Below are 18,890 nucleotides of genomic sequence, written 5' to 3' on the forward strand. Positions count from 1 at the left end.
GGTGGGGTGTACGGTCCTCAGCCTTTCATCACCCAGATATCCATCGGTGTTTCCACGCCGCGCACGGATTGATCGGTAAGCTCTGCAAAACCAGTCATGGCGACCGACGCAGACTGGTTTTCCTCTGCAATCCGCACGCGCACGGCATCACTGACCACGATACGCGCCTGCAAATCACGCGTCAGCGCCTCGAGCTTGGCTGCGACGTTGACGGCATTCCCGATGACAGCAAATTCAAGCCGGTTCGCACCAATGTCGCCCAATACGACCGAGCCATAATGCACCCCAATCCCGACGCGGATTTCCGGCTCTCCCGTCCGGCGGCGGTCCAGGTTCCATCGATCAATCACGCCGACCATCGCGCGTGCGCATCCCAGCGCATTGCTTGCGTCCAGCGGTGTAGGCACCGGGGTGCCAAAGGTCGCCATCAGACCATCCCCCAGATACTTGTCCAGGGTTCCGTGGTGGCGAAAAACCTCGGTTTCCATGCGGGCGTGAAAGCCTCGCAGCACTTCGATCACATCATAGGGGTCACGCCCGGCCGCGTATTTTGTAAACCCGACGATGTCGATGAACAGAACGGCCACATTCTCTTTTCGGACCCGTTTCAGCGGCTCGTCATTCTGGCTCAGCTCCTCTACCACGTTGGGCGAGAAATAGCGTGACAGGTTGGCCCGTTCCCGTTCCAGCCCTGCGTTGCTCATTAATAGCCGGTTCAGCCGCTGCATCGAAATGCCCAAAGTCACGGCCACCATCATGAACACGATCACCTGCTGGATGCGCTGAGGCGCCATGAAACTGTTCGGATCCAGAAGCTCGGCAACATCTGGGTAGCCTTGCAGGGCGGCTGCAACTTTTTCGCTGATCCCCGGAATAGGCGTTGCGACCCACGACGCAACGATCCAACCGATCGTCCACATCATCGCCGTCCAGGTTCCGATGGCGATCACGGTCCGCCAGGAATAAGCCAACGTGCCTGCGGCCAGAATGACGAAGAAGTACTGAAAGTTGTCGAACCGGTATTGCATGGCCAATGGCCTGACATCATCGCTGAAGGGATTAGGCACGATCATCCCGAGCGTCATGATCAGCAGGTCGACGAAAATCAAAAACAACTCGCCCCGCGATTGCCCGACACGACCTGCACGGCGGATCAACCACCCGTTGCCGCAGATCAGCAGCAGAATGAAGTGATACCAAAGCACCTCCCATTGCGGGTTCAGAAAAATGAGCAGCACCGCAGTCAGCGCCATCGCCACCCATCGCGCACGCACAGCCAGTTCCAGACCCTCGCGCTTGTGCCGTTCCAACGCAGCCTCGGTATATTTGTTGTCCAGATCAAACGCATCGGGCTGGGTGAAAAACAGGCTTCGGCGGGGCTGTGCGGTCGTCTCGGTCATGGCCGTGGTCTTTCTTGCAGAGGCTTGGCAGCCTTATGCAATCACTGTTGAAGGCAAAACAAAAGACCCCGCCGGTTGATCGGCGGGGCAAGGTATAGTGCCATGTGTCAGGCCACAGGCACCGGCGGTGTTCGTGAATTCAGTTGTGCATTTCTGCGCGGATCTGTTGCCGCAGGATGTCAATCGGTACGGTCTTGCCGTCCCGTTTGAAGCACCAGTATGTCCAGCCGTTGCAGGACGGTGCGTTTTCCAGATGCGCGCCGACCTGATGGATTGACCCTTTGACATTGTCGCCCACCAGCGTTCCGTCCGCACGCACCTTCGCCTTGTGACGTTGGTTCATGGAATAGAGCTCTTCACCCGGGCGCAACATTCCGCGTTCGACCAGCTGACCGAATGGCACGCGTGGCTCGGCACGTTTGCTGGCGCTGACTTCCAGAGCTTCGCGATCAAACTTGCGGACCTTGGCGATGCGTTTTTCAGCCACCTTGCGATAGCTTTCCTCTCGCTCGATACCAATGAACTCGCGCCCCAACATCTTGGCGACGGCCCCGGTGGTTCCGGTACCAAAGAACGGGTCCAGCACCACATCGCCGGGGTTGGTCGAGCCGACCAGCACGCGGTGCAACAGCGATTCCGGTTTTTGCGTCGGATGCGCCTTGTCGCCGTTTTCGTCCTTCAGGCGCTCATGCCCGGTGCAAATCGGCAGCACCCAGTCGCTGCGCATCTGCACACCTTCGTTCAGAGCTTTCAGCGCCTCATAGTTGAAGGTGTATTTCGCGCCTTCGCGCTTGGACGCCCAGATCATCGTTTCATGCGCATTGGTGAACCGCTTGCCGCGAAAATTCGGCATCGGGTTCGACTTACGCCACACAACGTCGTTCAGGATCCAGTATCCGGCATCCTGCAGCGCTGACCCCACGCGGAATATGTTGTGATAGGACCCGATTACCCAGATTGCACCATTGGGTTTCAGCAGACGATGCGCCGCCTTCAGCCATTCGCACGTAAACTGGTCATACGCTCCAAAACTTGCGAACTGATCCCAATGATCATCCACCGCATCGACCTGCGAATTATCCGGACGATGCAACTGACCTTTCAATTGCAGGTTATACGGCGGGTCCGCAAAAATCAGATCCACGGACGCCTCGGGTAGACTGTTCATCACATCGATGCAGTCCCCGGAGAGAATCGTGTTTAAAGGGAGCGCTTTTGCGCCCTTTTTGGTGGTTGTTGTCATATCACTGCCTCAAGTGTCCACGGCGCTTTTGCGCTCATTTGGTTGAGACAAGGATGAGTCAAAGTCGATTCGCCGTCAAATTCTTTTTTGAATCAGCGACTTACGATTTACTCTTGATACAAGATATTGTGCACCGGTTTGAACGAACGCCTATGGTGTGGGGTCACGCCAAGATTTCGCAGCGCTTCCTTGTGTTGTTTTGACGGATAGCCCGCGTTGGTTTCCCACCCATAACCCGGATGCTGTTGCGCTAAATCCACCATCACCTGATCGCGCCAGTTTTTCGCCAGGATCGAAGCAGCCGCGATCGACACCGACCGTGCATCGCCCTTCACAACGGCCTGTGACGGAATTCTCAGACCCTGCGGTATCAGGTTGCCATCAATCAGCAGAAAATCAGGTGCCGGGGTCAACGCCTCCACCGCGCGCATCATCGCCAAGTGCGACGCCCTCAGAATATTGACTTCATCAATTTCGGCGACAGAAGCATCGGCTACCGCGAACTCCGCAGTGTTTCGGATCTCAGCGTCCAGCGCAGCTCGGCGTTTTGCGGTCAGCTTTTTTGAGTCATTCAGGCCGTCAGGAAAGTGCTTCGGGTTCAGAATCACGGCGGCAGCCACAACCGGCCCGGCCAATGGGCCGCGCCCGACCTCATCCACACCGGCGATACGGATGTGGCCCATGTCCTGCAGCGCCTGCTCAAGTTCGAAGTTTGGCATTGTCATTCCCTTGGAAAACCGCGTTTCGCGTAGCACCGCAAGAAGAAAAGAGAGGGCGGCCCACACCACCCTCTCTCTCACGGCACTTCTTTGGCGCCCTTCCTGCTCAACCCAAACTACTGATAAACGACGCGGTATCCCTTCTGGCGCAGGCATGCAGGTTCATAGGCCTGCCTGACCTTATTGCCATTCCAGAAACCGACCTTGCACTCTTGCGGCAGGCTATTGGCATGTTTGTAATGTTTCTCGAGACATTTCGGCCCAAGCAGTGGATGATCCTGCGAATACCCATCATAGGTGCGCAGGCAGCGCTGGGGCAGGTCGTAACGCGCCACATGCGGCGGCAACGGGCGCACTGGCTGCGCCACATATGGTGTATGGGAATAGGTCTGTTGACGCGTCGCCCGGTCCTTTTTCTTTTCCTTGTTATAGTAATGAACACCGGCACCTATAATTGCGATGGCCGCAAGCCCCCCTAGAATGTCCTTTGCGTCGGCCGCCTTCGCCTGAGAAGCTGAAACACCGGTAATCGCAACTGCGGTTGCAATGATCAAAGCGATGAATTTCTTATGCATGATGCCTGTCCTTTCGGATGTTCGTGCGACCGTATGACGGACCGCGTGCTGATTGCCCTGAAAGTGGGGACACCTGCCCCAGACAAGCAATAACGGCCCGGTGTTATCGGATATCAGGTGCCGCAATCCCCTTGAGTTATTGAATATCGTGGCAACTCATGCGCAGGATGCGGCCTATGAAACAGATCCTCTCTTCTCTGACCTTTGCGGCCCTGTTATCGCTTGGTTCTGCTGCGACAGCGGCAGATTGTTATGCGGACTACAAAGCCAAGAAGGACAACCCGCTGCGTTTGCATTACGGCGTTATGCAGGTCACAAACTGCGACAAGGGGCAGGCCCGGGCAGAAATCGCCCAGCGCCTGAACGCATCAGGTTGGACCTTGCTTGAAGTGCAGTCCGTTTTCGGGCCGGAAGGGTTGGATCAGAGGAAAGGCAATGCCGGACAATTCTATCTCCGTTTCTGATGCACGCCGGTCGGGTGTCCGCCTGGTTGTGCTGGGCATCGCGGCCATTGTCGTCATTCTGATCACCGCTGCCGTTTTCCTGTTCTGGACCTTGCCGGACGCAAATGCGTTCAACGCTCGTGTCGAACGGCTGTTTGTCGAGGCCGATCTGACGTCACAGACCGAGATTCGCCTGCTTGAAATTCTGGCCCAATCGGGCACCGCGTTTGCTGACACCCTGTCCAGTTACCGGATGGTGATCTATGTGTTGCTGGTTTTTGCCAGCGCGATGATGATCTCGGCGTTGGTCTTTCTGGTGATGCTGGTCTTGTTGAACCGGCGCATGGCGCAGATCGAACGTACCGGCATTCAGGTGACGTCGCTGCTGATCAGTCGCGAAGAAAACACTGTTTACCTTAACAACATGGATTTCAAACTGACACCCGCCGCCATGGAAACCCTGTCGATTCTGGCGGAATCCCGGTTGGATGACGAGGTGTTGTCCGGCGCCCAGATCGAGGCCATGATTTCCGGTCGCGATGCTGCCGATTGTGACGAAGCCGCTGGCGCAACACGGATCAAACGGTTGCGCGATGCGCTTGGCAACCAGATGGTTAGCGAACTGCTGGTCAAGAATATTGCCAAGAAGGGGTACATGCTGTCGATCGAGAAGGACGTCATTCAAATGGTCTGATGTTTTGACGCGTCGCTCGCACCCGGTAAATTCCCGTTGCAGCCTCTTGGAATGTCAGATGGAAAACCCCATTCTAAACAAACCCCAGGCAGAGGAGGTCGCTTATGAACGTCCACGCCGCGCCACAGATGAATGGATATGGAATCTCGGTTGAGTCGCTGGATGGCAGGATTGCCATTTACCGGAACGACATTCTTTTGGCTGAAAGCACAAACGCAAAGGTGATGTATGAAACGCGTTTGCCGCCAACGATTTACGTTCCCCGCGCAGATGTTTGTGTGGATCTGAGCGAAGAAACAGACCTGCAAACATTCTGCCCGTTCAAAGGCACCGCTACTTACCACGACATCCAATTGGCCTCGGGGCCTCTGACCAATTCCGTCTGGGCTTATGAACAAGCCCTGCCGGAAAGCGCGGATATCCGGGGATGTATCGGGTTTGTGTCCGGCGCCTACACCCGGATTGACCTGGGCGACAATCGCCTGCGCGAGCCGGACGACGGCAATATCAGCGGACCTCTGATCGACTGGCTGATGCGCGGTGCTTCGGCCGCGACTACGCCCGAAAGCTTTACCAAGGCATTGGCCGAGAAGATGCTGGAGCACGGCATCGCCATCCAGCGGCTGAGCATTCTGGCATGGTCCTTGCACCCCCTGATCGCGGGCAAACACTATATCTGGGAAAAGGATCAGGACGAGATTCTGACCCGCGCCCCGACCTACGAAATCTATGATCACCCGGCTTTCATCAACAGCCCGTTGCGCCATGTCTCGAACGGGTTAGGCGGCGTACGGCAAAGGCTGAACGACGATAACCCGCATAACAGCTTCCCGATCATGGAGGAGTTGCGGGCCAAGGGTGCCACCGACTATGTCGCGATGCCGTTGCCCTTCTCTGACGGGCGGACCAACGTTCTGACGCTGACCTGTGACCACCCCAACGGCTTCACCACCGAGAATCTGGGCCTTGTGTTCGAATGCTCCTCGGTGCTCGCCCGCTTTTACGAAGTGTTCATGCAACGCGAGAATGCGCAGGTTTTGCTGGAAACATATGTTGGAAAACGCTCTGGCGCACGCGTTCTGGGGGGCGAGATCCGGCGCGGTGACGGGGATGAGATCGACGCGGCAATCATGTTCTGTGACCTCCGCAACTCGACGAGCCTCGAAGAGAAACTGGGTCGGGGCACGTATATCTGTGTTTTGAACGAGTTCTTTGAAACCGTCTCGGGTATCGTTCACGAGAACGAAGGCGAAGTTTTGAAATTCATTGGTGACGCTGTTCTGGCGGTATTCCCGGCAACCGATGAAAACGCCAGCGCGGCCCGTGCCAACGCACAGCGCTCGGCAATCAATATCGTCGAAACATTGGGTGAGTTGCGCAAAGCAGGTACCGGCTTTCATTGCGACTGTTCGATTGGCGTGGCTTATGGGCGCGTCACTTATGGCAATGTGGGCTCTCGTGAACGTCTTGATTTTACGGTTATTGGACAAGCGGCCAACATAGCCGCGCGGTTGGGCGAATATGGGAAAACCGAAGGGCATCGCATAGTCGTTTCCGAAGATATCGAGCCTGCCTGTTCCAACGCCTTGCCATTGGGCGCGGTCAACCTGCACAACGTGTCTCGACCCGTTGTATGCTACGCTTTGCACACCACGGCCGACGAGATTTTGAACGGTTAACATGTGGTTTGTGCAGGTTAAACGAGAGACGTCGGATACTTGATTGCGGCCCGGGCTTTTGCCCCGCGTCTTCTGATCACACAGCCCCAAGCAAGATCAAAGCGGTCTGCGCTGGCGAGATCGTACTCTGAAGACCCGCGATTTGACTTCTGGCCAGATAGGTGTCGGTCAGTTTCTCAACTGCTTTCTGGTCCGAAAACTGTGCCAGATCATCCGATCCAGTCAGATGGAATAGCCGGCTTTTGAACTCGACCAATTGTTTATCGATATCCAGTTGGGCGAATGACTGTGGCAGCCCAAGCGCCGTTTCCATCATTTTGCGCAGTGGTGGCAATCCCATAAGATCGAACCATTTCGTATCTGTACTGCTTCCGCTTTTCGCCAGATCAGACAGCTCGCGCTGGGCATAGAGCGAAATGCGCATCGTCTCATCCGACTGTCCGACCGCAACCTCAAACCGCGCAGACAGATTGGCCTGGGCTATCTTTTCCATATTGGTAACCAGCACCGTTTTTCGAACAGCCCCCGGGCCAAACCCGAAAGCATCCGAAAATTCCCGGTACCGTTTATCCGCCAAACGATTGGACAAAGCGTCCTCCGCCTGTGTTCCATCCTCCAGAATTTTCCGGATAAAGAACCGGTTGTCCACATCCGCCTCCAACCCAAAGGCACCCAAAGCGACCTGCAACAATCTGCGGTTCGAAACCAACTGTTCGGCGGTCTTCACTTTCCCAATGTTGTCCAGGAAATACTTCGTCTCCCTCTCATTCACTGCCGAAGACGAGAAACTTTGAAACTGACCTTGATAAGTACGTTGCAGAAACCGCCAGCCGACGATCCCGCCAGTGGGGATGACCGGTTGAAAGCTCATAGCTGATAAGCCATCAACCGTTCTTCGCGCGGAAGAAGCGAGCGAAGTGACTTGAGGCATTTATAGTATTGCTCGGCCACCAGCGCGTCTGTTGCCTCGGACAACACACGGCGGCTGTCTGTATCTGTTAAAACCTGGCTCAGCTCTTCCACGCTGCGCAACAGGTGTTGACGTGCCCGAACCGGATCCATGTCTCCGGACAGAACAAGCTGTGCGGCATAGCAGACACGGCGCACCGGAGTATTTACTTCATCCGGATGTATCGCATCGCGCAGCCGCAGGACATTGGCCTGCGGCGTCATGATCGAAAACCGGCCACGGCGGTCGCCGTTTTCAATCACAACACCATTGATCAACACCCTTTCCTTCGGGGCGAGTTTCAGAACCAGCCCGCTCATCACGTTGCGCTCATCTGGCGCAATCCGCGCAAAATCGCCGTGTTTATTTCAAGCAATGGTTCGATGGATGCGCCGTCCGCTAAAATGCGGCTGCTGTGCAGTTCCGTAAACTCGGCAAGGTAGAAGATCCTGGCGCGAATATCGTTTGGCAACGCGTTTGCCGAATCCGCGACACCTGTTGCCATCACGCCCCATAACCGGCGGTTCTCGTGAACGGCTTGAACAAACGCTGAGAAATCCGTTGCCTTGCGTGCGGTAGCCGCCTTGAGACGCCGCGTAATCCTGGAAATTGCCTCATATTCAGTGTCACGGGGCGTTCGCGTCGGCGCGGCGGCTTGCGCATAAGTGTATTGAGCGAGGGTTTGCGGGGTCACTTGAATTCCTTCCAAAAAGCCGTCGTCAGGTGGTCACGACCGGGGTGCGATAATCGCGCCCCGGACCGCGTTGCGTATTAGCGGAACAGCGACAGGATCGACTGCGGAGCCTGGTTGGCAATCGAGAGCGACTGTGTTGCCAGCTGCTGCTGTACCTGAAGGGCCTGCAAACGCGCCGAGGTTTCTTCCATGTCAGCGTCGACCAGCGCGCCGATACCGGATTTGAACGAGTCAGAGAGATTCGAAATGAACTCTTTCTGGGTCTCGATACGCCCCTGCGCCGAGCCAAAGGCGGCCGAAGCATCAATCGACGTATCGATAAGCGATTCGACGGCCGCCAACGCAGCGGTTGCCCCCGCACCTGTCGACACATCAATACCTGCCAGCGCGCCCAAACCACCGGCACCCGCATTCACGAACTGAGCCGAGAACGAAATGTCAGATCCTGTGCCGTTTGTAACCGACAACGTACCCGCAGTTCCGGAGTCGTAATCGACGGTCAGACCGGTAATTCCAAGCTCTTCGATCTTCGATTTCAATCCGACGGCAACAAGGTCACCGGTCGTTGTCGCGGCAGCATCTTCCGCAGAAACGGTATAGGACACAACCTGATCGTTAATGGCGACGACAACCTTATCTCCGGCAGCGAAAGCGCCACTGGATTCATCGGTAACCAACGCCGTCGCAGCCGTTGCACCATTGTCAATGGTTGCCCCCACGCGGTCGTTGCCGGTCGATGCACCGGTAGAGCCGTCGAAAACCTGTTTGGTGACATACCCACCGGTCGACAGGTTCTGCCCCGAGACCGAGATTGACGACGCAGTCACCGCCCCGGTGTTGTCACGATCCAGCGATGCAAGGATCGAGGCAGAGCCGGTCGAGCCGTCAACAAGGTTCAGACCGTTGAACTGGGCAGCGCTGACAACCGATGCGATCTGATCCTTCAGTGCGGTCACATCGTCATTGATCTTACCGCGATCAACGTTGTCTTCCTGCGCCGCGACGATCTTGCTTTTCATCTGAGTCAACAGGTCGGTGACGGTTTCAGACGCATTTCGCGCAACAGCTACTGTCGATTCGCCCAGCGCGAGGCTGTCTTTGATCGCGTTGAAGCCCTTGACGTCGGATTCCATCACTTTCGAGATCGCCCAAACCGCCGAGTTGTCCTTGGCTGTCGCGACGTCCTTACCGGTCGAAATCGCGTTCTGGGTCATTGCCAGGTTCTTGTTGACCGACTTGAGAGTTTGCAGCGCAACCATCGCGCCATTGTTTGTCAGAATGCTGGACATAGCTTTTATCCTTTTGCCTTCGGGCCATTTTCGCCCATGTTCACCCCACAGTATCTGCGGGCATTGGTGTCTTTCTGACTTGTGCGACGCGCCGCGTGGCTGTTCGCGCCACCTGATGCTTCCAGGTGCAGCATCACTTTTGAGCCCGATCCCCTAACGGAGTGCTAAAACGCCCGAACCAGAAGTTTCAGATTTGAATCAAACCCAGGCCTATGCGCGCTTTTCCAGCTTTGCCGTGTTACGAACGGGAAATTCACTTCGTTGCCCATCCGCGCCGTAAGTGCTGAATTCCTGCCGAACCCGCCGCAGTTCGGCCATGCGGCTGGCCACGGCCCGAATCCCGTCGGCGGCACTGTTCAGCAATGCCTGATTGCGTTCGACTTTCTGCTGCACCCGCATGAGTGCATCGCTGTTCAGCACCTGAAGGTCGTTGATCGCGCCAATCAGTTTTTCTTTTTCCGGCACCATATGCGTCAGACGATCCAGATCACCCTGGACAAGCGCCGCACGCTCCAGATCCAAAACTTCTTCCAGAGATTTGATCAGTGCCATGTCGGCCTCAGACGTCATCGGTTTTCTCCATCAAAGATTTCAGCAGAATTTCTGATAAGCCCACTCCGCCAGCCCGGGCCAGTTGCCGGGCCTGATGCTGAACTAGAAACGAAGAGAACTGGTCTTCACCGGCCCCGCCACCGAAGGACTGGCGCGTTTTGCCCAATCCGGCGGACTTCATCATTTCGCTGAGGAATGCGGCCTCCAACTCGATGGCCGCGCTTTTTAGTCGGGTCTGGGTCAAGGGCGTTTGAACCGCCTGGGGAAATGTCGAAACCTGCATGGTATTCTCCGAAAATGCTTCGAACTTTCTCGATCAAAGGTGAAAGCGGTTAAAATAAACGTAACTTCCTGCGGGCAGAGTTCTGATCAGTCACACGGAGCCAGAGCAAAATGCCCAACCCACTAACGCTGGCGGCCGCAGCGCCAACAGCAACTGCGAAACCCAATTCGCCCGCAAAAGAACCGGGTCGTGCTACCGGGGTGGGCAGTTTCGAGGACATCCTTGAACAGGGAAACGAAACAAGTCCCGCCACCGACAATACGGTTTTGGACGCTTCTATCGAAACCACCGACGAAACTGCCGAGATTGAGGTGGAGGCCATTCTGCCAAACACGGCTGAGGCATCTGTCGTGGCGATTTCACCTCGGGCACCAGAGTTGGCAGATAACATTTCACCGCAGACCGAAATTGTCGGAACGTTTGAAACGCCTACGGCGAATACGGTGCATCCCGCGCCGTTTATACCTGCTAGGGCGGATATCCCCGCAACGGGCACGACAGAACCGGAACAAACCGTTGCGTCAACGGGTCTACCCCGTCAGACCGACATTCAACCCTTTGTGCCTGGGCAACCAACCGAAAGGCAGGTTCACGCCGCTTCGACCCAGGTCGTGCCTGCCCAAAAACCCACAGAGGCTTTGCCTGTTTTGGGCCAGCCACCCCAATCTAAGGACCAGACAACCGGGGTGAAAACCGAACGGCTCCTTGAAAGCACAAAGGCGGCGCCCGAGACAGCAGAAGTCGCTGCCACGCCCAAGCCGACAAATCCAAACCGCGCGACACCGGTTGCGCAGCTTCAACTGATCCTCAACTCAATCGAAGCGGAACAGGCGACACCGGCGCAGGAGGTTGACGCGGGGTCCATCGCCTTAAACGAACCCGTTCAGCAAGCCCCCCGCGAGGTGGCACAACACACGGCGATGCCCTCTCCGTCCGCCCGTGCTGAAATTGCTCGTGCTATAGCCGGGCAATTGGCGGCAACGATTCAGACCCGACCGGGAACCGGCATCATGGAAATCTCGCTAAGCCCCGAAGAACTGGGGCGTGTATCCATTGTGCTGAACGGTAGGGATGACGGGCTCCAGATGACAATCGCCACCGAACGCCCGGACACGATGGAACTTATACGCCGCCACCTGTCCGTTCTTACGGAGGAGTTTCAGAAACTGGGCTATGGAAACCTGAACATCGATCTGGGGACTCCGTCGGATTCAGGTGCACGGGATAAACCGGCAAATGAATTCGACGCTCAGGCCACACCGGAATCCGAACTGGTTCGGAACGTACACCTCGCGCAAGCCACGCCACATCCACAAACTCCTGCTCCGGTCAGGGGCATCGATATGAGATATTGAAAGATGATCACACCCGTCACTGCCACACAGGCTGCCACATCTCAGGAAACTGCCGGTCCGTCCCGAAGTTCTGCGATCACTTCGGATTTCGAAACGTTTCTGTTGATGCTGACCGCGCAAGCCCAGAATCAGGACCCGCTGGAGCCGATGGACTCAACCGAATACGCATCGCAACTTGCGCAGTTTTCGATGGTTGAACAACAGGTTCAAACCAATGACCTGCTTTCCGCCCTGACCAGCACGCTTGGCAGTGTCAATCTGAACGACCTTGCAAGCTGGGTCGGAATGGACGTCAGATCTGCCTCGGGTTTTCATTTCAACGGCCAGCCAGTGACCCTGTTTTCGCGCGCGGATTCTGACGCGGACGCAACCAAACTGGTGATCCGTGATCATGAAGGCACAGTCGTCGACACGGTTTCTGTTCCTACAACGGCGACGGAGTTTGCTTGGGCAGGTGTAAGTTCCTCAGGTGATCCGATGGCTGCTGGCAACTACACCGCGACGCTTGAAAGCTACAAGAATGACCGGCTGATTTCCGAGAAACCCGTCGCTGCCTATAACCGGGTCGTCGAGGCGCAGGTGGGAGAAGATGCTGTTCTGCTGACCCTGCAAGGCGGTCAGGTGATTCCCGCAGATCTGGTCACGGCTGTTCGAACGGGCGCTTGATCTGTTGGGCTGGACGGGCCAAAGGTTGGCAACTTGACTCGCCAGAAGAAGTGAAAAGACCTCTGCCCAACCTGCCTGCCCCCCCTCATGATCTGGTTGAACACCTCAGCTCTCTTGGGCTGGTCAACATGTATGCGCAGTTCGAAATCCTGTATGGCGGTCGGACCAACAGGGTTTGGAAAGTGCTGGGGGACGACGGCGACAAAGTGCTGAAGCTTTACAGCCCGACCCTGCGCAACCCCTTGTTTCGAAATGATGCAAAGCTGGAAACCCTCTGCCTTAAGGCGCTTGGTCCGACCGGTTTTGTGCCAAGGCTGCGCGCCGCAGGACAGCACAAGGACGCGCATTGGGTGTTTTACGACCACGCACCCGGAACACCCTGGCGGAATGGCTCGGACAAGGTTGGTGAACTGCTGCGCAGGCTGCATTCGCTGCCCAACACCATTCCAGCGCCTGCCGGGTGCAACGGCAGCGCGGATCTGATGGCCCATGGGTACAGAATTCTGCAAGGGTGCAGGTCAGAAACCAGAAACGAACTGGCAGTATTGCAACCCTCGATATCTGTCCCTTCCACGACCAAGACTTGCCTGATCCATGGCGACCCGGTCGCTGGGAATATTCTGGTTGCATCCCGCGGCCTGACCTTGATCGACTGGCAATGCCCTGCCTTTGGCGACCCGTGCGAAGACCTTGCGATGTTTCTGTCCCCGGCGATGCAAAGGCTTTACCGGGGCTCACCTTTGTCGGACGCGGAAGAAGTTCAGTTTCTGTCCGCCTATCGCAGACCTGAGATTGTTTCCCGTTATCAACGGCTCAAGCCATGGTATGCTTGGCGCATGGCCGCTTATTGCCTGTGGCGCGCGGAAAACGGTGCACCCGACTATTCCGAAGGCTTGAAACTGGAAATCGAAACCCTGAAACCGAACGAATTCACCTGAGGTCCGAAAGCGCAAACAAGGCGTATGCCGGTGGCATCAATGCGCGACGCCAGCGGCCCAACGGAAACCGTTCAGGAGTTTGCCTCATCGGGGCAGGCAAACGGGCATCCTTGCCCAAAGCCAGCCGTGCCAATGCGCGTCCGCTGTATGTGCCCATAGCGACGCCGTTGCCATGATACGCAAATCCGGCAAACATGCCTGGCTGCATGGGCACGGCACCAACAAAAGGCATCAGGCTTCGCGAGAGGCACACCATACCTGACCAGATATGAGTCGCCTCAACCGCCGCCCAGGCCGGGAACATGCGTTTGAAATCCTGTTGAACCTTTGCCCGGATCGCGGCCTCGGACCGGGGCGACGATAACAAGCCGCCTCTCATTCCGAACAAAAAGCGCCCATCCGGCATCAGGCGAAAATAGTGCAGAAGATTACGCGTGTCGTAACATATCTGGTCCGAGTTCCAGCCCTGCGCCGATAGTTCAGCCTGGCTAAGCGGGCGCGTTACCATCACGGTCGATTGCGCGGGCAAGTAGCGTCCGGACATCCAATCGGGGATGTCTTCGCTAGAATACCCGTTGGTACAAATCAGCACGACCTGAGCGTTAACCTGCCCTGCGCTTGTTTGCAGTCTGAAGCCGGACGTTGTTTTTTCAATGTTCAGAACGGGGCTGTTCTGAAAGAAATTCACACCCGAAGCCGCCGCAGCGCTTGCCAACCCGAACAGGTATTTCCGGGGATTGAGCCCAAAGCCGACCGGCAGAGTATACCCTCCGAAGAATGCACCACACATACCAAGCGCTGGCAAATCAGCAGCTTGGTGCAGAATGCCGGTCTCGTCCGCGTGTCGGCGCAGGACATCCATCGCATGTCGCGAATGGGCCAGTTGGGTCTCACCATTGGAATGCGTATCCGCATCTATCCGATGCCGCGCCAGCAGATCGGCAACCAGCTGGACCGCGTCCTGTTCAGCCGTCTCATAGGCCTGCGCCGCTTCGCGGCCATAGCGGCGCACCATGGACTTTTGCCCTAGCTTCGATCCGCCAAGACAGCAGAAACCGCCATTGCGACCTGATGCGCCCCACCCCGGTGGGCCTGCCTCGAGCACAGCAACCGAGGTCGCGTTTTCAGCCAGATGCAAAGCCGCTGAGACCCCTGTAAAGCCGCCACCGACGATGGCGACATCAACGTTCAGATCGCCCTGAAACTCTGGCCAGTTCGGGTTTGCAATGGTCTCGTCCCACCAGCAACCATCACGAGGACCCGCACCATAGGTGTATTCGGGAAATATCCGTTTCATTCGGTGCGCGCAGCGGCCTGCTCGTCCTGCCGTTGACGCATCATGGCGCGCTTGGTCACAAGTGAGGCCGTTATCACCCCAACCGTCACGACCGCAATCATGATCGTCGACAGCGCGTTTATCTCGGGGCTGACGCCCAGCCGCACGGCCGAAAAGATCTTGATCGGCAGGGTCGTCGCCGACGGGCCCGATGTGAACGACGCTATAACCAGATCATCCAGCGACAATGTGAAAGCCAGCAGCCAGCCCGAGATTACCGCGGGCGCGATAATCGGTAGGGTGACCAGACCAAAGGCCTGCGCGGGTGAACAACCCAGATCCAGAGCGGCTTCTTCCAGCGATTTGTCGAATGTCACAAGCCGTGACGAGACGACAACCGACACAAAACACATCGAGAATGTTGTGTGAGCCAGAACGATGGTCAGGATACCCCGGTCCAGCCCGATCCCGATAAAGAGCAACAGCAGCGACAGGCCGGTGATCACCTCGGGCATCACAAGCGGTGCGTAGATCATGCCGGAAAACAGTGTCCGACCAAAGAACCGCTTGCCCCTGACAAGCACATAAGCGGCCGCAGTCCCCAGAATGGTTGCCAATGTCGAAGAAAACACCGCAACCCGGACCGTGACCCATGCGGCATCCAGAAATGCCTCGTTCTGAACCAGTTCGCCATACCATTTGGTCGAAAACCCGGCCCAAACCGTGACCAGCTTGCTTTCGTTAAAGCTGAAGATGATCAGGATGATCATCGGAATATACAGGAACGCAAAACCCAGCGTCAGCGAAACCGTATTGAACCAGCTTAATCTGTTCATCCGTCAGCCTCCGCCTGTTTCTGCTGGTTGCGCTGGAACAGCACGATGGGAACGACCAGAATAAGCAACAGCACGATCGCGACAGCACTTGCCACGGGCCAGTCTCGGTTCGAGAAAAACTCTTCCCACAACACCTTGCCGATCATCAGCGTACCGGACCCTCCCAGTAGTGACGGGATCACAAACTCGCCGATCACGGGGATCATCACCAGAAAACAACCTGCGATGATGCCCGGTCTGGACAGTGGAACGGTGACCAGCCAGAAGGCTTGTGCCCTCGAGCAGCCCAAATCCTCGGCCGCCTCGATCAGCGAACCATCCATACGTTCCAATGACGAATAAATCGGTAGGATCATGAACGGGAGATAGGTGTAAACAATACCGATATAGACGGCAGTCGAGGTGTTCAGGATCGTCAAAGGCGTCGAAATGATACCCGTCCACAGAAGCAGTTGATTAAGGTACCCTTCATTCGACAGAATGCCCATCCAAGCATAAACCCGGATCAGGAATGACGTCCAGAAAGGCAGGATCACCAGCATCATCAGCGTTGGGCGCCATTCCTCGGGCGCACGGGCCATGCCATAGGCGATGGGGTAACCAACCAGCAAAGTCAGGAAGGTTGAGATCAAAGCGATCTTGACGCTGGACAGATACGCTTTCCAGTACAGGTCGTCCTCGGTCAGCCAGATGAAGTTTTCAAGATCAAGCTGGCTGAAGAACTCTTTGATCCCCGACCAACCAGCTGAAAAATCCAGTGTCGGTGTATAGGGCGGGATCGCAAGCGCGGTATCCGACAGCGAAATCTTCAGAACGATGAAGAATGGCACCATGAACAGCGCCAACAGCCAGACATAAGGTATGGCGATCAGAACAGCACGGCGCATCAGTCGACCAGCAGAACCGCAGCGGTGGCCGTCCAGGACAGCCAGACCGGGTCTTCCCAGGTGAATGAACGGCGCGAGATGCGGCGGGTATTGGCCGTCTGCGCCTTGATGATTGTGCCGTTTGCAAGTTCAACGTGATAAGTGGACAGATTGCCCAGATACGCGATGTCATGAACCTTGCCTTGCACCGCATTCACTGCATCCGCCGGACGCTCAGCCGAGATTGTCACTTTTTCCGGGCGGATCGCCAGATGGCACAACTGACTGTTTTCAAAGTTCTTCGCTGACGCTGCGGTCAGCGGCGCTTGCCCTTCAGCCCAGTCTACCTGATAGGTATCCTCTCCGACAGATGTCGCGCGCCCTTCTATGATGTTCACGTCCCCGATGAAATCAGCGACATAGACCGAGGCAGGATTTTCGTAAATCCGGTCCGGAGTGGCAACCTGCATAAGCTGACCCTGATCCATCACCGCCACACGGCTGGCGACTGTCATGGCCTCTTCCTGATCGTGCGTAACGATCACGAATGTGGTGCCGGTTTTTTCCTGAATATCCATCAGTTCGAATTGGGTATCCTGGCGCAATTTCTTGTCCAGTGCGCCCAGCGGTTCATCCAGCAGCAAAAGCTTGGGTGCCTTGGCAAGCGAGCGCGCCAGCGCCACACGCTGCCTCTGCCCACCCGAAATCTGATGCGGTTTACGGCGGGCGAACTGTTCAAGCCGGGTCAGGCGCAGCATTTCTTCGACCCGGTCTTCCAGATCATGTTTGGGCATTCTGTCCCGGCGCAGGCCAAAGGCGATGTTTTCCCAGACGCTAAGATGCGGAAAAAGGGCATAGGACTGGAACATCATGTTTACGGCACGCTTATTGGGCGGGATTGGGTCGATATCCTTCCCTCCAAGCAGGATTTGGCCTTCGGTCGGTGTTTCGAACCCGGCCAGCATCCGCATCATCGTCGTTTTGCCACATCCAGACGGACCAAGCAGGGCAAAGAACTCTCGCTCGAAGATATCCAGAGACAGGTTGTCGATGGCAGTAAATTCACCAAAACGCTTGGTCACGTTTCGGAACTGGATCAAGGGTTTCGCCTGCGGGTCATCCCATGGCGCAAAGACGTCAGAATTCACTACGGCCCTCGTTCGAATAGCTGAAAAGAGAGGCAAGGCGGCGACGCCGCCCTGCCGGTGCAATTCGGATCAGGTGCCCGATTTGACCTTGGTCCACAGACGCGTCACGACCCGCTGCGTTTTCGCCGGATAAGGTGTCGTGATGTACAGGTTCTGCATCGTGGCATCATCCGGGTAGATGGCCGGATCGCCGATCACGTCCTCTTCCAGAAATTCCTGAGACGCTTTGTTGCCGTTGGCGTAATACACATAGTTCGATGCCGCCGCCATGTTGTTGGCGTCCAGAATGAAGTTAAGGAACGTGTGTGCGCCTTCGGGATTTGGAGCATCGACAGGAATTGCCATCTGGTCGAACCACATCAGTGACCCTTCGGCGAAGGGGTGATACTCGATCTCCACCCCGTTATCTGCCTCTGCGGCACGGTCGCGTGCCTGAAGGATGTCACCCGACCAGCCAACAGCAACGCAGATGTCGCCATTTGCCAGCGCATTGATATATTCCGAGCTGTGGAATTTCTGGATATGCGGGCGGACTGCTGTCAGAACCGCTTCGGTCTTGCCGATCACGTCCGCGTCGTGGCTGTCAGGGTTTTCTCCAAGGTATTGCAGCACCATGGGAATGATCTCGGCCGGGGCATCCAGGAAATGCACACCGCAAGTGGCCAGCTTTTCCATGTTCTCGGGTTTCAGGACCAAGTCCATGCTGTTCAGGGCAATGTCGTCGCCCAGAACCTCTTTGACCTTACCGACATTCACGCCGATCCCGGTTGTTCCCCACATATAGTTGATCGAATACGCGTTGTCCGGGTCATAACCGGCAGTTCGCTCTTCGATTACATCCCAAAGGTTTCCGGCGTTCGAAAGCTTGCTTTGGTCCAGCTGCTGAAACGCGCCGGCCTGGATCTGGCGCTGAAGGAATGTACCTGACGGTACAACCACATCATAGCCCGAGCCACCGGCCAGCATCTTGGTTTCCAGAACCTCGTTGCTGTCGAACACGTCATAGATCAGGGTCAGACCTGTTTCTGCTTCGAACTTGCTCAGCAGTTCTTCGTCGATGTAGTCGGACCAGTTGTAAACACGCACCTCTTCGGCAAATGCCGCCGAAGTCCCCAATGCGATGACCGCTGTCATGGTCAGCGTTTTGATTGTCATATTCTTCTCCCTGCAAGTGTACGGGTATTTTCCCGTTTTTTTGGATTTGATCAAGTTTTGCGTTTTCCCTCGATCCAGCGTATGGTTTCACGTGGCCAGTCACCTGACAAGTCAGGCTTAGTCGAAATAG

The 18,890-nt window shown here is 56.3% G+C and carries 21 protein-coding genes; 6 read left to right on the top strand and 15 right to left on the bottom strand.

The genetic code is table 11. The annotated features are described in order from the left end of the window. Positions 1-17: 17 nt before the first annotated feature. From AC2FLZ_RS07035 to AC2FLZ_RS07050, 4 genes are all read right to left on the bottom strand, one after another. Entirely contained in the window at positions 18-1,400 is a 1,383-nt protein-coding gene (locus AC2FLZ_RS07035; protein ID WP_480555015.1) for an adenylate/guanylate cyclase domain-containing protein, read from the bottom strand. Between the two features lie 139 nt (positions 1,401-1,539). Further along, positions 1,540-2,643, bottom strand: a complete 1,104-nt coding sequence (locus tag AC2FLZ_RS07040) for a site-specific DNA-methyltransferase (RefSeq protein ID WP_496809491.1) — start codon at positions 2,641-2,643, stop codon at positions 1,540-1,542. 107 nt (positions 2,644-2,750) lie between these two features. After that, positions 2,751-3,368 carry a ribonuclease HII gene (gene rnhB, locus AC2FLZ_RS07045; protein WP_496715324.1) on the bottom strand — a complete coding sequence of 206 codons (618 nt, stop codon included), beginning with the start codon at positions 3,366-3,368 and terminating at the stop codon, positions 2,751-2,753. A 110-nt stretch (positions 3,369-3,478) separates the two neighbouring features. Continuing rightward, the gene (locus AC2FLZ_RS07050; RefSeq protein ID WP_480474168.1) at positions 3,479-3,937 is read right to left on the bottom strand and encodes a hypothetical protein; all 459 of its coding nucleotides are present in this window, start codon (positions 3,935-3,937) and stop codon (positions 3,479-3,481) included. 176 nt (positions 3,938-4,113) lie between these two features. Between AC2FLZ_RS07050 and AC2FLZ_RS07055 the strand changes: the two genes are divergently transcribed. The 3 genes from AC2FLZ_RS07055 (at position 4,114) to AC2FLZ_RS07065 (ending at position 6,753) form a co-directional block, all read left to right on the top strand. Further along, positions 4,114-4,401: a hypothetical protein gene (locus AC2FLZ_RS07055; RefSeq protein WP_209505003.1), complete on the top strand. Its 288-nt coding sequence runs from the start codon at positions 4,114-4,116 to the stop codon at positions 4,399-4,401. Further along, entirely contained in the window at positions 4,373-5,074 is a 702-nt protein-coding gene (locus tag AC2FLZ_RS07060; protein ID WP_267365085.1) for a winged helix-turn-helix domain-containing protein, read from the top strand. Before AC2FLZ_RS07055 ends, AC2FLZ_RS07060 begins: the two co-directional genes overlap by 29 nt. A gap of 104 nt (positions 5,075-5,178) precedes the next feature. Continuing rightward, positions 5,179-6,753, top strand: a complete 1,575-nt coding sequence (locus AC2FLZ_RS07065; protein WP_496882002.1) for a DUF427 domain-containing protein — start codon at positions 5,179-5,181, stop codon at positions 6,751-6,753. Between the two features lie 76 nt (positions 6,754-6,829). Here AC2FLZ_RS07065 and AC2FLZ_RS07070 read toward each other — a convergent pair whose 3' ends face one another. From AC2FLZ_RS07070 to AC2FLZ_RS07095, 6 genes are all read right to left on the bottom strand, one after another. Then, on the bottom strand, positions 6,830-7,480 hold the full coding sequence (locus tag AC2FLZ_RS07070) for a DUF1217 domain-containing protein (protein ID WP_480897031.1): 651 nt from the start codon (positions 7,478-7,480) through the stop codon (positions 6,830-6,832). Positions 7,481-7,620: 140 nt separating this feature from the next. Then, on the bottom strand, positions 7,621-8,022 hold the full coding sequence (gene flbT, locus AC2FLZ_RS07075; RefSeq protein WP_496882003.1) for a flagellar biosynthesis repressor FlbT: 402 nt from the start codon (positions 8,020-8,022) through the stop codon (positions 7,621-7,623). After that, positions 8,022-8,396, bottom strand: coding sequence for a flagellar biosynthesis regulator FlaF (flaF, locus tag AC2FLZ_RS07080; RefSeq protein ID WP_480555010.1), 375 nt, complete (start codon positions 8,394-8,396; stop codon positions 8,022-8,024). The genes flbT and flaF overlap by 1 nt, the downstream gene beginning before the upstream one ends. A 77-nt stretch (positions 8,397-8,473) precedes the next feature. After that, positions 8,474-9,685: a flagellin N-terminal helical domain-containing protein gene (locus AC2FLZ_RS07085; protein ID WP_209505009.1), complete on the bottom strand. Its 1,212-nt coding sequence runs from the start codon at positions 9,683-9,685 to the stop codon at positions 8,474-8,476. A gap of 210 nt (positions 9,686-9,895) precedes the next feature. Further along, positions 9,896-10,255: a flagellar biosynthesis protein FlgN gene (locus AC2FLZ_RS07090; protein ID WP_480622558.1), complete on the bottom strand. Its 360-nt coding sequence runs from the start codon at positions 10,253-10,255 to the stop codon at positions 9,896-9,898. Continuing rightward, complete coding sequence (locus AC2FLZ_RS07095; RefSeq protein ID WP_480474173.1) at positions 10,245-10,520, bottom strand: rod-binding protein; 276 nt, start codon at positions 10,518-10,520, stop codon at positions 10,245-10,247. Before AC2FLZ_RS07095 ends, AC2FLZ_RS07090 begins: the two co-directional genes overlap by 11 nt. Positions 10,521-10,630: 110 nt before the next feature. Between AC2FLZ_RS07095 and AC2FLZ_RS07100 the strand changes: the two genes are divergently transcribed. Genes AC2FLZ_RS07100 through AC2FLZ_RS07110 form a run of 3 tightly spaced genes read left to right on the top strand, consistent with a single transcriptional unit; the run spans position 10,631 to position 13,479 of the window. Next, entirely contained in the window at positions 10,631-11,875 is a 1,245-nt protein-coding gene (locus AC2FLZ_RS07100; RefSeq protein WP_496882004.1) for a flagellar hook-length control protein FliK, read from the top strand. Positions 11,876-11,878: 3 nt separating this feature from the next. Continuing rightward, a complete protein-coding gene (locus AC2FLZ_RS07105) occupies positions 11,879-12,541 on the top strand; it encodes a flagellar hook capping FlgD N-terminal domain-containing protein (protein ID WP_480474175.1) in 663 nt (220 codons plus the stop codon). A gap of 50 nt (positions 12,542-12,591) precedes the next feature. Further along, positions 12,592-13,479, top strand: a complete 888-nt coding sequence (locus AC2FLZ_RS07110) for a phosphotransferase (protein WP_480474176.1) — start codon at positions 12,592-12,594, stop codon at positions 13,477-13,479. Here AC2FLZ_RS07110 and AC2FLZ_RS07115 read toward each other — a convergent pair. The 5 genes from AC2FLZ_RS07115 to AC2FLZ_RS07135 form a co-directional block, all read right to left on the bottom strand. Then, complete coding sequence (locus AC2FLZ_RS07115; RefSeq protein WP_480517897.1) at positions 13,472-14,776, bottom strand: NAD(P)/FAD-dependent oxidoreductase; 1,305 nt, start codon at positions 14,774-14,776, stop codon at positions 13,472-13,474. The genes AC2FLZ_RS07110 and AC2FLZ_RS07115 overlap by 8 nt on opposite strands. Then, entirely contained in the window at positions 14,773-15,591 is an 819-nt protein-coding gene (locus AC2FLZ_RS07120) for an ABC transporter permease (RefSeq protein WP_480474178.1), read from the bottom strand. Before AC2FLZ_RS07120 ends, AC2FLZ_RS07115 begins: the two co-directional genes overlap by 4 nt. Next, complete coding sequence (locus AC2FLZ_RS07125) at positions 15,588-16,478, bottom strand: ABC transporter permease subunit (RefSeq protein WP_480517899.1); 891 nt, start codon at positions 16,476-16,478, stop codon at positions 15,588-15,590. The genes AC2FLZ_RS07120 and AC2FLZ_RS07125 overlap by 4 nt, the downstream gene beginning before the upstream one ends. Continuing rightward, complete coding sequence (locus AC2FLZ_RS07130) at positions 16,478-17,605, bottom strand: ABC transporter ATP-binding protein (RefSeq protein WP_480474180.1); 1,128 nt, start codon at positions 17,603-17,605, stop codon at positions 16,478-16,480. Before AC2FLZ_RS07130 ends, AC2FLZ_RS07125 begins: the two co-directional genes overlap by 1 nt. A gap of 69 nt (positions 17,606-17,674) precedes the next feature. Then, a complete protein-coding gene (locus tag AC2FLZ_RS07135; RefSeq protein WP_480474181.1) occupies positions 17,675-18,760 on the bottom strand; it encodes a polyamine ABC transporter substrate-binding protein in 1,086 nt (361 codons plus the stop codon). Between the last annotated feature and the right edge of the window lie 130 nt (positions 18,761-18,890).

Source organism: Ruegeria sp. YKSF131 (assembly GCF_059612645.1).